12 protein-coding genes and 1 pseudogene are annotated in these 13898 nt (G+C 45.7%); 11 read left to right on the top strand and 2 right to left on the bottom strand.

From position 1 onward, the window contains the following. The first annotated feature begins 374 nt into the window (after positions 1-374). From GGR02_RS15065 to GGR02_RS15040, 6 genes and pseudogenes are all read left to right on the top strand, one after another. Positions 375-986 carry a dienelactone hydrolase family protein gene (locus tag GGR02_RS15065; RefSeq protein ID WP_027409113.1) on the top strand — a complete coding sequence of 204 codons (612 nt, stop codon included), beginning with the start codon at positions 375-377 and terminating at the stop codon, positions 984-986. 70 nt (positions 987-1056) lie between these two features. Continuing rightward, positions 1057-1796 (top strand): annotated as a pseudogene (locus GGR02_RS15060) (SDR family NAD(P)-dependent oxidoreductase). 157 nt (positions 1797-1953) lie between these two features. Continuing rightward, positions 1954-3504: an IS1182 family transposase gene (locus GGR02_RS15055; protein WP_183185800.1), complete on the top strand. Its 1551-nt coding sequence runs from the start codon at positions 1954-1956 to the stop codon at positions 3502-3504. Between the two features lie 388 nt (positions 3505-3892). Continuing rightward, complete coding sequence (locus tag GGR02_RS15050; RefSeq protein ID WP_183185799.1) at positions 3893-4279, top strand: MerR family transcriptional regulator; 387 nt, start codon at positions 3893-3895, stop codon at positions 4277-4279. Continuing rightward, on the top strand, positions 4276-5805 hold the full coding sequence (locus tag GGR02_RS15045) for a class I adenylate-forming enzyme family protein (RefSeq protein WP_183185798.1): 1530 nt from the start codon (positions 4276-4278) through the stop codon (positions 5803-5805). The genes GGR02_RS15050 and GGR02_RS15045 overlap by 4 nt, the downstream gene beginning before the upstream one ends. Beyond that, a complete protein-coding gene (locus GGR02_RS15040) occupies positions 5783-7453 on the top strand; it encodes an acyl-CoA dehydrogenase family protein (protein ID WP_183185797.1) in 1671 nt (556 codons plus the stop codon). Before GGR02_RS15045 ends, GGR02_RS15040 begins: the two co-directional genes overlap by 23 nt. Before the next feature lie 35 nt (positions 7454-7488). Here the strand turns inward: GGR02_RS15040 and trhA are convergent, their stop codons facing one another. After that, positions 7489-8124, bottom strand: coding sequence for a PAQR family membrane homeostasis protein TrhA (trhA, locus tag GGR02_RS15035; RefSeq protein ID WP_409978338.1), 636 nt, complete (start codon positions 8122-8124; stop codon positions 7489-7491). A gap of 113 nt (positions 8125-8237) precedes the next feature. Here trhA and GGR02_RS15030 point away from each other — a divergent pair, with 113 nt between their 5' ends. After that, the gene (locus GGR02_RS15030; RefSeq protein WP_183185795.1) at positions 8238-9164 is read left to right on the top strand and encodes an alpha/beta hydrolase; all 927 of its coding nucleotides are present in this window, start codon (positions 8238-8240) and stop codon (positions 9162-9164) included. Positions 9165-9258: 94 nt separating this feature from the next. Here the strand turns inward: GGR02_RS15030 and GGR02_RS15025 are convergent, their stop codons facing one another. Continuing rightward, positions 9259-9738 (bottom strand): hypothetical protein, encoded by a 480-nt coding sequence (locus GGR02_RS15025; protein ID WP_183185794.1) that lies wholly within the window; start codon positions 9736-9738, stop codon positions 9259-9261. A gap of 188 nt (positions 9739-9926) precedes the next feature. Here GGR02_RS15025 and GGR02_RS15020 point away from each other — a divergent pair, with 188 nt between their 5' ends. Genes GGR02_RS15020 through pxpA form a run of 4 tightly spaced genes read left to right on the top strand, consistent with a single transcriptional unit; the run spans position 9927 to position 13830 of the window. After that, complete coding sequence (locus GGR02_RS15020) at positions 9927-11444, top strand: NAD(P)H-hydrate dehydratase (RefSeq protein ID WP_183185793.1); 1518 nt, start codon at positions 9927-9929, stop codon at positions 11442-11444. Beyond that, entirely contained in the window at positions 11441-12130 is a 690-nt protein-coding gene (pxpB, locus tag GGR02_RS15015) for a 5-oxoprolinase subunit PxpB (protein ID WP_183185792.1), read from the top strand. The genes GGR02_RS15020 and pxpB overlap by 4 nt, the downstream gene beginning before the upstream one ends. After that, positions 12111-13085, top strand: coding sequence for a 5-oxoprolinase subunit C family protein (locus GGR02_RS15010; protein ID WP_183185791.1), 975 nt, complete (start codon positions 12111-12113; stop codon positions 13083-13085). Before pxpB ends, GGR02_RS15010 begins: the two co-directional genes overlap by 20 nt. Then, the gene (gene pxpA, locus GGR02_RS15005; RefSeq protein WP_183185790.1) at positions 13072-13830 is read left to right on the top strand and encodes a 5-oxoprolinase subunit PxpA; all 759 of its coding nucleotides are present in this window, start codon (positions 13072-13074) and stop codon (positions 13828-13830) included. The genes GGR02_RS15010 and pxpA overlap by 14 nt, the downstream gene beginning before the upstream one ends. Positions 13831-13898: the final 68 nt, after the last annotated feature.

The following is a 13898-nucleotide window of genomic DNA, read 5'->3' as shown; positions in this document are numbered from 1 at the left end:
AATCGGAGAGAATTCGCAAACATTTTGCGCGGTATTTCCGATTTTCATCCAAAATAATTTGAAAAAGTAGTTCTGGAATAGTGTGCTAATTTACAAATTAGTCGGTGTGTTTTAAGAAGTTGCTAATCGCTTTGCTCAACTTAAGTTCTTTATACAAATATTTGTTCCTATCGGATTATATCAAAAGTTCAGAGAAGGTTCAAATATCAACAGTTACCTTTAACAGAGTCTTTATTTATCTTTAAATTCCATTTTTTGTTTACATCTTTTTTAGCATCTCCTATAATGAACCGTGAAATGGAAGTGGATTGTGCGAAGAAACGGCAATGTGTCCTTGTCATTTTGACGCGTTCGAGGGAGGGAACAAAGACTTTATGTTGAAACATTGTAACGACTCAAACGTCGCTGTAGTCTTAATCCATGAAATCTACGGAATCAATGATCATATGAAATATGCAGCGCAAATGATTACTGCTCAAGGGTATGACGTCTATTGCCCTAATTTGCTCAATAGGGAAGCTTTCCATTACAATGATGAGAAAGAAGCTTATCAATATTTTCGAAATGAAATTGGATTTGAACAGGCGAAACACCAAACTTTAAATTTAGCGCAATCCTTAAAACAGAAGTACGAAACTGTCGTGTTTTGGGGATACAGCGTCGGCGCCACTGTGGCATGGTTATGCTCTGAATATGATGGGATAGGGGATGCAGCAATCGGCTACTACGGTTCCCGAATTCGAGACTATACTGATTTGCGTCCAAAAATGTCTGTACTTTTATTGTTTGCCGAACAAGAGCCATCGGTTGATGTCCATCAGCTGACGGAACGATTATCGTGCACATCAGGCGTGAACATCGAGATGGTGGAAGGCGCACATGGGTTTGCTGATCCTTTCTCGCGTTTTTATCACCCTGAATCGGAAAAAAGAGCGCTTGATTGGTCGTTCAAATTCATTGAAACGATTCGGACAGGCGAAAAATAAACAGAGGCATTTTTAACGATTTACCGTTTCAGTGGAGTACATGATTAAAATAAGAAGGGGGATTCAAAGCATGTACCAAGGAAAAGTCGTCGTCATTACCGGAGCGGCGGGAGGCATCGGACGCGGGCTAGTGAAAGCGTACGCGGAGCAAGGCGCAACGGTTGTCGCCACCGATCAAGCAAAAGAAGTGGAACGGGTCGCAAGCAGGCTGCAAGCGGAAGGATATGATGTTCATCCATACATATGCGATTTAAGTGTTCCAGCTGACATTGTGAAGATGTTCGGGCAAATCGGGGAATCGTTTGGCCGAATGGATGTGCTCATTAACAACGCCGGGTTTGGCGTTTTCGTTTCTCCATATGATCTCACAGTCGAACAGTGGGATGATGTCATCAATACAAATTTGCGTGGCACGTTCCTTTGCTCGCGAGAAGCGGCGAAAATCATGCGGACGAATGGAGGAGGTGCGACGTGAACATTTCTTCGACGCGTGCGCTCATGTCGGAAGTGAACTCGGAGGCGTACGCTGCTTCCAAAGGCGGCATTTTGTCATTGACGCACGCCTTGGCCGTTTCGCTCGGTCCTGATCGAATTACGGTCAACGCCATTTGTCCAGGATGGATTGAAACGGGCGATTACGAGCAGCTTCGGCCAGAAGACCACATCCAGCATCCATCCCGCCGAGTCGGGAAACCGGAAGATATCGCCCGCGCTTGCTTGTATTTGACGAACCCTGATAATCATTTTGTCACGGGAATTCAATTGATTGTCGATGGAGGAATGACACGGAAAATGATATATGTGGAGTAGAAGACAACAAGTATGGCTTTAAAAAAAGGGGCTGACCCAAAACGCGAATGCGTTTTGGGATTAGCCCCTTTTTTTACACTAAAATAGAAGAATCGCTCGTTTTCTGGTAGAATAGAGTCACCACAACAACTATCGCCGGAAAAGGAGCGATTCTTTTATGAAACATCATCATATTTCTTTTAAAGAGTATACCATGGATAACCTCACGTTGCCAAGCAATATTGCCGATCTCATTCCACCGGATAATATGGCTCATGTGGTTCACGAAATGGTCGAGTGCATTCCGATGGAGGCGTTTCTTCCTTACTATAAAGGCGGCGGCACCTCTTCTTATCATCCAAAAATGATGACGAAAATTATCCTCTACGCGTATACCCAAAAAATGTATCATGGTCGAGAAATTGCTCGACAATTAGAAGTTCATCTTCCGCTCATGTGGCTGAGTGGGTTTCAAAAGCCGGACTTCCGTTCCATCAACCGATTTCGTTCGGAACGGATGAAAGGGCTGATGGACGACTTGTTCCGAGAAATGATCACCCTGCTTGTCGCAGACGGCTATGTCAACATGGAAGACTATTTCGTGGATGGGACGAAAATTGAAGCGAATGCCAACCCATACACGTTCGTTTGGCGGAAATCCGCCGAGAAGTACCAAGAGAAATTACAAGCCAATGTGGATCAGCTCATTGCCCAGATCGATGCGATCGTGGAAGAAGAAAATGCGGAAGAAATCGACGCTTCGCCTGCTTTTACGTCAAAAGAGATCCGAGAGAAAACCGAGGAGTGGGAAAAACGGTTGGAGGTCGAGCCGGACAACCGACCATTGAAGAAGGCTGTCAAAAAAATGAAGAAGGACTATTTGCCTCGCAGCGAAAAATACGAACTCCAACTTCAAGTATGCGGAGATCGCAACAGTTACTCCAAGACGGATGAGGATGCGGCATTCATGCGTTTGAAAGAAGATCACATGCGAAACGGCCAACTGAAGCCGGCGTATAACGTACAAGTGGGTTCTTCCGATCCGTTCATTTTGGGGTATTCGCTTCACCAGAGACCTGGCGATACTCGTTGCCTTCTGCCACACCTAGAAACGGTTCAAGAGAAGTATGGGGTGGTACCAAAACGCGTGACCGCTGACGCTGTCTATGGTTCCGAGGAAAATTACGTGAAACTCGAAGAAAAAAACATTTCCGCATTTATCAAGTACAACACGTATGAGAAAGAGAACACACGCAAAGTCAAGAAGAACCCGCACCATCCACAGAACTGGACATATAACCAAGAAGAGGACGTTTGGATTTGTGCGAACGGGAAAAAACTGGTTCGTACAAGAACTTCGAAGCAGACCACAGAATCAGGATATACTTCGGTCATCCATCACTACCAATGCCACGAATGTGAAAGGTGCCCGTTCCGTTCAGCCTGCACAACTTCCAAATATGGGCGTACCATGCAGTGGAATCCTGTCTATCACGAACAGAAACAAAAGGCTCGTGAACGATTGGAAAGTGAAGAAGGACAAGCACGGTACCGCCAACGCCAAACCGACATTGAGAGTGTGTTTGGGCAAATCAAGCAAAATCGCGGATTTCGCCGCTTTGTCCTCCGAGGCCTCCAAAAAATTTCGATAGAATGGGGGCTTATTTGCACTGCCCATAATCTCCTCAAGAAAGCTGCTAAGGACAAACAAAGGGCGTTAGCGGCATAAGTAATGGAAACAAAAGGGGAAAAATCGCCCTTTTGTTTAATAAAATATGTAAAAGTAAAGAAAGCTGACTCCAAAAGTCCGCTTTTTAGCGGACTTTTGGGTCAGCCCCTTTGTTATTTTATCTAGGAAAATAGCTGTTTTGAATATCGAGCATGAGTAAAGATGTATTCAGCTACCATTCTCCCAATCTTTTTGAGAAGGAAAGCATCGAAACCAATTTTATCATCATTTATGTAAAATCAGGTTCAGATTAAAAAGAGGAGAAAGTTGAACGATTTTTGGTAAGCAAAATCGCAGCATATACGGTATATCTATTTTATTTTGTTGACTTTTACGTAAACGTAAACTAAAATAAAATTCAGAAAATTTAAAAATAAAGGTGAAGAGAATGAACTATTATACGATCTCCCAACTGGCTGAGCAGTTTGATATTAGCACACGAACGATTCGCTATTATGAGGAACGTGGGCTCATTTCACCGATCCGCACTGAGTCGGGCCAGCGGCTATATACGAAAAAAGACCGAGCCGTCTTAAAGCTCATTTTACGCGGGAAACGTTTCGGTTTTTCGTTAGAAGAAATTCACGAAATGATTAGCTTGTTTGACAACGATCGCACTGGTCGAAAACAACTGGAAAAAACAATCGCATACGGCGAACAAAAGTTAAAGGAGGTGACGGAGCGAATTGAGGATTTAATGCAGTTAAAACAAGAAATGGAGGCGATTTTGGCAGATTTTCGCGAACGATTACAAAAACTGGAGGGAATCGAATGAACATTTCCGAGTTGTTAGCGCGCAATGCGCGAAAGTTTCCGAATAAAATAGCACTAATTGATGGGGACGTATCGCTTTCTTATCAAGAAGTAGACGATACGGTCAATCGGCTCGCTTCTTCGCTTGCTTCGCTCGGCATCACACGAGGCGATAAAGTCGTATTGTATATGCCAAATGTGAAAGAATTTGTATATGCGTATTTTGCTGTCTTGCGCCTTGGAGCGATCATCGTACCAATTAATGCGCGGCTAACTGCCCAAGAAGTGCAATATATTATTGACCATAGCGAAGCGAAAGCAGTCATCGCCCACGAATGGATTTATCGAGAACTTGCCTCGCTTGTTGGTAAAGAGGATGTCATCTGGCTGAAAACAGGGGAAGCAACAGAAGGTTGGCGGTCGTTAACGCAACTGATTGCAAACGGCGATGCCTCTCCAATCGTTTGTCCGCTGAAAGAAGATGACGAAGCGACGATTTTATATACGTCAGGAACGACGGGGCGTCCAAAAGGGGTTTTGTTCACGTATCGCAACATTTTAGCCGTCGCAACGATGATGGCGCTAGAAACGAAAATGGATAAGCATAGCCGACTGTTGCATATGATGCCGCTTAGTCATTCCGCGCCGCTTCATTTATTTTTTGTCGGCGGTATGTACGTCGGGGCCACCCATGTGTTATCACCAACGTTTTCTCCAGAAGCATTGTTACAGCTAATCACGAAACATAAAGTTACCCACTTTTTCGGAGCACCAGTCGCCTATTTACTCACCGCAAAACATCCACGACTTCACGAATACGATCTATCGTCCGTCCAATATTGGACGTATGGCGGTGCACCATTATCAGCAAATGAAGTGCAATTTGTCGCCAAACAGTTTCGCACGAATCGACTCATGTGTTTGTACGGATTAACGGAAGCTGGACCGAACGGGACGTATTTATCACCGGAAGAACATGCGACAAAGGCAGGGAGCGTGGGAAAAGATGCTGCCCTTCATTGCGAAGTAAAAATTGTCGATGAACAAGGACAAGAAGTTTCGCTAGGAGAAGTCGGTGAAGTCATATTGGCTGGAGAGGGCATAATGAAAGGTTACTATAAAGACGAAGAAAAAACAGCGGAAACGGTGAAAAACGGCTGGCTATATACAGGCGATTTAGCGCGACGTGACGAAGATGGATACATTTGGATTGTCGATCGAAAAAAAGATATGATCATCTCCGGTGGAGTGAACGTTTATCCGAAAGAAGTGGAAGATGCGTTAAAGCTACATCCAGCCATTGTTGATGTAGCAGTTGTTGGTGTGCCGCATCGAGAATGGGGGGAAACGGTGAAAGCGTTTGTCGTCACAAAAGAGCCAATCGAGCAGCTTGCGGAAGAATGTAAACGTTTTCTTTCTGATAAACTTGCAGACTATAAAATTCCAAAGCTATACGAAGCAATTCCTGAACTCCCGCGCAATGCGACAGGAAAAATATTAAAACAAGTGTTGAGGGGGATGCATAATGAAACAGCTACGAGAAGTTGATCCGAACTTACTTACCAATTTAAAAAAATATTTAGACGAAGAGTTTTATGCGTATGCGGAAGAAGAGTTAGAGAAGTTTTGGCAACGCTGCATGACCGATATCGACCGGCGCGCGGTACATACCGACCGCGAAGGACAGCCGCGGCTCATCAAATATGACCGTTTTGGTAACGATATTTCCGAAATATGGGTGAACGAAGGATATAAACAAACAATAAAAGAAACGTATGAAACAGGCATTGTCGGCTATGTCCATAAACCGATTCCTGCGCTTGGCCGTGTTGGCAATTACATTTACTCGTATGCCCAAGGCTATTTGTTATCACAAGTCGAGCCGGGGTTTTATTGCCCGGTGACGCTCACGATGGCAACGGCGTACGTATTAGAGCATTTTGCCGACGAACAAATGAAAGCGAAATATTTGCCGCACGTCATTTCTACTGGCGAAGTCGAGCTATATGAAGGTGCGACGTTTTTAACCGAGCGGCAAGGCGGTTCGGACGTCGGTGCTAATGAAGTACGCGCTGTTTTATGCGGTGACCATTATGAAATTTATGGGGAAAAATATTTTGCGAGCAACGCTGGCATGTGCGGGGTTGCCTTAGTGCTTGCGCGCATCGACGGAAGCGAGGCGGGGACGAAAGGGCTTAGTTTATTTTTAGTGCCGTGGCGCAACGACGATGGCACGTTAAACGGCATTCAAATCCGGCGTTTAAAAGATAAACTTGGTGTACGGGCAGTTCCGTCGGCGGAAGTCGTATTTGCAGGGGCAAAAGCCTATTTAATTGGCGATGCGAAAAAAGGGTTCTACTATATGATGGAAGCGCTCAATTTATCGCGCGTCTGCAACGCCGTCGCTTCGATCGGCATCATGAAGCGGGCGCTAGAAGAGGCGAAGCAATACGCAGTCAATCGTCAAGCGTTTGGGTATACGCTTACATCGTATCCGATGGTGAAAGAAACGCTAGCGAACTTAACGGCGCGCCAAGAAGTGCAAACGAGCGCTTGTTTTGAGCTCATTTCCTTTTTTGACCGTGTGATGCGCACGCCGCAGCAAGCATCTGAACAAGAAAAAGCGTGGAACCGCTTATTAATTGCGCTTTTAAAAATGCGCACAGCCGAAGAAGCGATTGCATTTGCTCATGAGGCGATTGAAATGCATGGCGGCAACGGCTACATTGAAGATTTCGTCACCCCGCGTTTGCTTCGTGATGCACAGGTGTTGACGGTGTGGGAAGGAACAGCAAACATTTTAGGACTCGAAGTGTTGCGTCTTATTCGCAAGTATCGCATTCATGAAGCATTTATTCAAACAATAAACGCACAACTAGCTGCACTTCCTAGTGAAATACGTGCATTTGCGGCACCAGTGGAAAGTGGGCTGCGTGAATTGGTGCAGTCGCTTCAAAAACTGTACGGACAATCAGAAGACGTGCAAACGTATCACGCCAAAAAAATCGCCAATCGCCTTTGCGACTTGTATTTAAGTGTCGTCGCGCTAAAAGAAGCGGAAGGAAGCAAACGAAAACAACTCATCGCCCGACTCTTTTTACAGCATATTTGGGGATGCAATTTATTCGATGTCGAGATGTTATCGGTTCGTTATTTTGATGTCATCATGAACGAAACGAAAGAGGTAGAAGTATAAAAGAAAAAGGCAAGGTACCAAGTCGGGTCCTTGCCTTATATTAAAACAAACACCGCAAAAAAATGAGCAACAGACCCACCTAACACAAACAAGTGCCAGACCGCATGATGAAATTTAAAGCCGCGCCAAACGTAAAACAGCGCGCCAATCGTGTATAAAATCCCGCCAGCCACCAAAAAGGCGACTCCTTCCGGGGAAAGACCGGAAACGAGCGGTTTCCATGCAAATACAATCAACCAGCCCATCACAATATAAATGATTGTTGATGTGTACAAAAAGCGATTAACGAAAAAACACTTAAATACTGTTCCGATCAGCGCAAGCCCCCAGACGATGCCAAACAGCGTCCAACCGATCGCACCTTTCACTGCTAAAAATAAGAACGGCGTATACGTGCCCGCAATAAAAAAATAAATCGCCGAATGGTCGAAAATTTCAAACAACCGTTTCCAGCGTCCTTCTGGCAACGAGTGCACAATTGTCGATGACAAATACAAAATAAGCATTGTGCTTCCAAACAACGTAAAACTAACGACGTGCCATGCATTTCCGTACATCGCAGCCACGACCGTCAAAATAACAAGCGCCACGATACTAAACACCGCACCAACCCCATGCGTAATCGCATGAACGATTTCCTCTTCTTTCGTAAACGTATGTGTAAAAGCCAACGATCTCATTCCTTTCGCGAAAGACATTTTGTTTATTGTACCACATCGATATACATTTTTGTTCATTGTTGCTTTCGTTCGCGATATAATGGGAAAAAAGAGAGGTGAGGACGATGCAAATACAGGTAGAAAGGCAACGTAAGACAAGAAAGTGGCTTGTACCATCACTCATCGGAGCATTGTTACTTGCAGCGATTGCGTGTGTTGCCATTTCGATTTACGTCGGCTGGAATTTGACGCATAAAGAGCGAAAGGCAGTCGTCGAAACACCGAAAGCGTATGGAATGGCTTATGAAAATGTCACGTTTACAAGCAAAGATGGCGGATTAAAGCTGAAAGGATGGGTGATTGAGCCAACGAAACAAGCGAAAATGACCGTTATTTTTTCGCACGGTTATGGCGGCAACCGATACGAACCAAATGTGCCGTTTTTGCCAATTGCTAAAGCACTAACAGACGAAGGATATCGCGTCATCATGTTTGATTTTCGCGCCAGCGGTGAGTCCGAAGGAGACATGACAACGATTGGTGCAAAAGAAAAATATGATTTGCTTGGTGTCATTGATTATGCAAAGCAACATTACGCTGAGCCAATTGCTCTTTATGGGGTATCGATGGGAGCGGCAACGTCGATTTTAGCGGCAGGAATGGATAAAGATGTGAAAGCGGTTATTGCTGACAGCCCGTTTAGCGATTTAGAAGGGTATTTGCGCACATATATGCCTGTATGGACGCATTTACCGAACGTTCCGTTTACGTACTTAATCATTACCCTTATTCCGATGATTACTGATTTAGATCCAGCACAATCTATCCCAATCAAAGCGGTCGATGCAATTGCCCCACGTCCGATCTTATTTATTCATAGCAAAGCCGACCCATCTATTCCATATGAAGAAAGTGTAAAGATGTACAACAAACATCCAGACGTATTTGAACTTTGGCTCACCGAAAAAGCGAAGCATGTGAAAAGTTTTGCTATGTATAAACAGGAATATATTCAGCATATGTTAGCATTTTTAGAAAAAGTGCAAAAATAAAAGGCAAACTATTCGTTCGTTTTCGATAGAATGCAGTTAAGTAAAACGCCAAAATGAAACCGTCGTTCCAAAACGAGGAACGACGGTTTCGCTGTTAGTTTGCTTTCTTTAGCATATGGATTTCTTCTTCCGCACGTGCAATACGACTAAGTTGATAGTCAAGTCGTTCGTGGATGTAGGCGATGTCGCCTTTTGTCGCCATTTCTTCACGAATGTGAGCAATTTCGTGCTGCATCGCGTCTTGAATGCTTCGTTGCTCTAGCTGATTGTCTCGTACTGCTTTAATCATCGCCGTATTTTCTTTCATCTGCTCTTTCAACCAACGAATGTCTTCTTCCTGCTTGTTCACTTTTTCTTTTAGTTCATTGATCTCTTGTTTCATTGTTTGAATCTCTTGTTTCATTGTTTGAATCTCTTGTTTCATTGTTTGAATCTCTTGCTTCATTGTTTGAATCTCTTGCTTCATTGTTTGAATCTCTTGCTTCATTGTTTGAATTTCTTGCTTTATCCACTGCATGTCTGTTGCTAAGTTTTGCACGAGGTTAACGAGTTGGAGGAGAAGTTGCTCTTGCACGCCTGCTTCACCTGCCTTTCATCCTAGAGGTATACGACATTTCCGACGAGGAATGCAAAGAGGAGTTTGAGGAAATGCCTCTGTCGTCATCTTATCATAATTCGACAAAATGGACAAAGCATTTTTTCTATAAGCGTATTTGTTGAGAGCAGTCTTTTTGTATAATAAAAAGAAAAAGGAGGATAGCGATGCGAATCGTAACGGCTTCGGAAATGTATGCAATCGACCAGTATACAATCGAGCAAGTAGGCATTAGTGAAGATACGTTAATGGAAAACGCAGGACAAGCGGTCGCAACGATATTGCGTGAGCGCCTCGACAAAACCGATCGAATTGCGATATTAGCTGGAAGCGGCAATAACGGCGGCGACGGCGTTGTCATTGCTCGCGTGTTAACAAGCGAGGGCTACAATGTTGATTTATGGCTTATTCCATCAAGTGAAAAAATGAAAGGGGCGGCGAAACGAGCGCTAGACATTTATCAACATGCCGGATATGAAGTTAAAAATTACATGGCGCATCCGTTGCCATTGGAACGTTATGACGTAGTCGTTGACGCATTGCTTGGCATCGGTGCTAAAGGACAAGTAAGGTCTCCTTATCAAGAAGTCATACAGGCAGTTAATCGTATCGATTCATTAACAGTATACGCCATCGATCTTCCAAGCGGTGTTCCGGCGGATGGCGGCGAAGTAGAGATCGCCATTCGAGCGGATGTAACGATTACGATTCAATGCCCAAAACTGAGCGCCTATCTGTTTCCGACGGCAGATTACTATGGGGAATTAATCGTTGTCGATATTGGCATCCCGCCACGTGCACTAGAAACAGCTTCATTTCGCCAACTGTGGACAGAGTCGGACGTGAAGCGGACGTTCCCCGTCAGAAAACGTTCCTCTCATAAAGGAACGCACGGGAAAGTGCTCGTCATTGGCGGCTCACACCAGATGCCAGGAGCGATTACGCTAACGGCGAAAGCGGCGCTTCGCAGCGGGGCGGGATTATTGACGATGGCGATTCCAGACGATATTTACCCGGTAGTTGCAAACCGAATACCGGAAGCAATGCTTCTTCCTTGCCGAGCGGAAAACGGCTATTTTGCTGGTGCGATGGACGTTGCTTCACTAGCTATCGATGCGATTGCCGTAGGGCCAGGGATGGGACGAACGGAAGGGACGAAACAAGTAGTGCAAGCAGCGCTTGCACAAGATGTACCGGTTGTCCTTGATGCCGATGCGCTCTTTTTCTGGGAAGAGTATGCTTCCCTTTTAAAAGAGCGAACGAAGCCAACGGTTGTTACGCCGCATCCTGGAGAGCTTGCGCGTATGCTTCAATTATCGATTCAAGATGTTGAGAAGCACCGCTTTACACTAAGCAAGCAACTCGCGACAGATTATGGGATATATGTCGTCTTAAAAGGACCGTATACGATCGTGACAACGCCAGATGGAAAACAATACATCAACACTACCGGCAACCCCGCGCTTGCCAAAGGTGGAAGCGGTGATGTATTGACAGGAATCATCGTCGCGTTTCTTATGCAGCATGCATCGGTGCAAGCAGCCGTCAGCAACGCTGTCTTTATTCACGGGAAAGCGGCAGATTGGCTCGTGCAACATGGGCATTCGCCGCTTAGTGTACTGGCTACCGATGTCATTGATACGCTTTCATCCATTTTGTATGATCTAGGGGGGCGTCCGAAATGATTTTTCCGTTAAGCGAATACGCCCTGACGGTTCGTTTTTCTGATGAAATGAATGAAGAAGTGAATGATAACGCTCATCAATTTGCTCGTTGGCTTGAGAAGCAATCGATCAAGGGAATAGTGGAAGTAGTACCGACTTTTTCCTCGGTAACGATTTATTATGACCCGCTTGTGCTCGGAACGTACGAACAAGTACGCAATCAAACGAAACGATGGCTAGAACAAATGGAAGAAACGATACAACCAAAAGCACGTACAATAGTTATTCCCGTTTGTTACGGCGGAGAGTTTGGACCTGATTTGCCTGAGGTGGCGAGATATCATGGAATAAGCGAAGAAGAAGTCGTGCGGCTTCATGCAGAAGCGAGATACAAAGTATATATGATTGGCTTTGCGCCAGGGTTTGCTTATTTAGGAGGATTGCCTCTGGAGCTTGCCACTCCGCGCCGCGCAACCCCTCGCCGTGTTGTTCCTGCCGGCTCCGTTGGCATCGCCGGTGGACAAACAGGTATTTATCCGCTTGCGACACCGGGCGGCTGGCAAATTATCGGGAGAACGCCGCTTTCGTTGTTTCGTCCTACCCATCGCCAACCGAGTTTATTGTGCGCAGGAGATATCGTGCGATTTCGACCGATGACCGAAAAAGAGTATAGGATGTGGAAAAACGATGACGGTTCGTGTCGTTGATGGCGGCTTTTTAACAACTGTGCAAGATTTAGGGCGGTGGGGATTTCAAAAGGACGGCGTATCCGTCAGCGGGGTAATGGATGCTTTCGCAAGCCGTATCGCGAATTTTTTAGTCGGCAATGAAGGGGATGAAGCGACATTAGAAATCACGATGGTTGGTCCAACGCTTCATTTTGCCATCGAAACAATCGTCGCGGTTTGCGGTGGGGACTTTTTTTGTACGCTAAATGAACAGCCTGTTTCGCTCTGGCGGCCAATCCGCATTCATGCAGGGGATGTGCTGAAAATCGGTGCTTGCCGGCAAGGATATCGAGGATATATCGCTGTAGCCGGAGGATGGCAAGTTCCGCTTGTGATGAATAGCCGTTCGACGGATAGGAAAGCAGCAATCGGTGGCTACAACGGGCGACCGCTCGAAAAAGGGGACGAATTTTTTCTTCCCGACGTTGTCGACTTGCCATCGCTAAATTGGGGCATTCCGTACTGGGCGCAGTCGTATATAAAAGGAAAGCAAAAAACAGTACGCGTCGTGGAAGGACCAGAGTATGCGATGTTTACGCCTGAAAGCAAGGAGCAATTTTTTTCATCTATGTATGAAGTGACTACAAGTTCCGACCGAATGGGGTATCGACTGTACGGAAAAAAACTAGAAACGTGCAATGCTCGTGAGATGGTGTCAGAAGCGGTCACGTTTGGCACCATCCAAGTACCTCCATCCGGGCAACCGATTGTGTTAATGGCAGACCGGCAAACGACGGGGGGCTATCCACGCATTGCGCAAGTGGTAGCGGTTGATTTGCCGACGTTAGCCCAAGCGCGTCCTGGACAGTACATTCAGTTTCAACGAACGACATGGCGGGAGGCAGAACGGCTCTACGTTCAGCGCGAGCACGACATGCGACGATGGAAAATGATGATTAGAAATAAATGGAGGGAAGCTCGTGGCGCGGATTGACTTGAATTGCGATATGGGGGAAGGTTTTGGAGTTTACCAGCTTGGCAACGATGAAGCGATAATGGATTATGTGACGTCGGTCAACATCGCTTGCGGATTTCATGCGGGCGATCCGCTTGTAATGCGAAAAACGGTGCAAATGGCGATAAAGAAAGGGGTAGCGATTGGCGCACATCCTGGGTTTCCTGATTTGCTTGGGTTTGGAAGACGGGCAATGAGAATTACACCGGATGAAGCATACGCGTATGTTGTCTACCAAATCGGCGCACTATCGGCATTCGTCCAAGCGGAAGGTGGGAAAATGACGCACGTTAAGCCGCACGGAGCGTTATACAATTTGGCGGCAAAAGAGCCGTCGCTTGCTAAAGCGATTGCTCAAGCAGTATATGATGTCGATCCGACACTCATTTTATACGGATTAGCTAAAAGCGAGCTAATCGCCGCGGGAAAGAAAATCGGATTGCGAACGGCGAGCGAAGTATTTGCCGATCGGACGTATCAACAGGACGGCTCGTTGACGCCAAGAAATGCCCCGCAAGCGCTTATTGCAGACGAACAAGAAGCAGTCGCCCAAGTAATAAAAATGGTGAACGAAGGGTATGTTCGCACGCTACAAGGCGTCGATGTTCCTATTCAAGCAGAAACCGTTTGTATTCACGGGGATGGTCCGAACGCTTTAGCGTTTGCGAAAAAATTGCATGAGACGTTGCAACGAGAAGGTATTGAAATTCGGGCAGTGGTGTAAAACGCAACGACTTTCTCACCGAGGATTCAGTGCAAAGCGTCGTTCCTTTTAGAGGGCGGCGTTTTCTC

Source organism: Anoxybacteroides voinovskiense (assembly GCF_014196205.1).
Lineage (GTDB): Bacteria > Bacillota > Bacilli > Bacillales > Anoxybacillaceae > Anoxybacteroides > Anoxybacteroides voinovskiense.
This window is presented reverse-complemented; position numbering and strand designations above follow the sequence as displayed.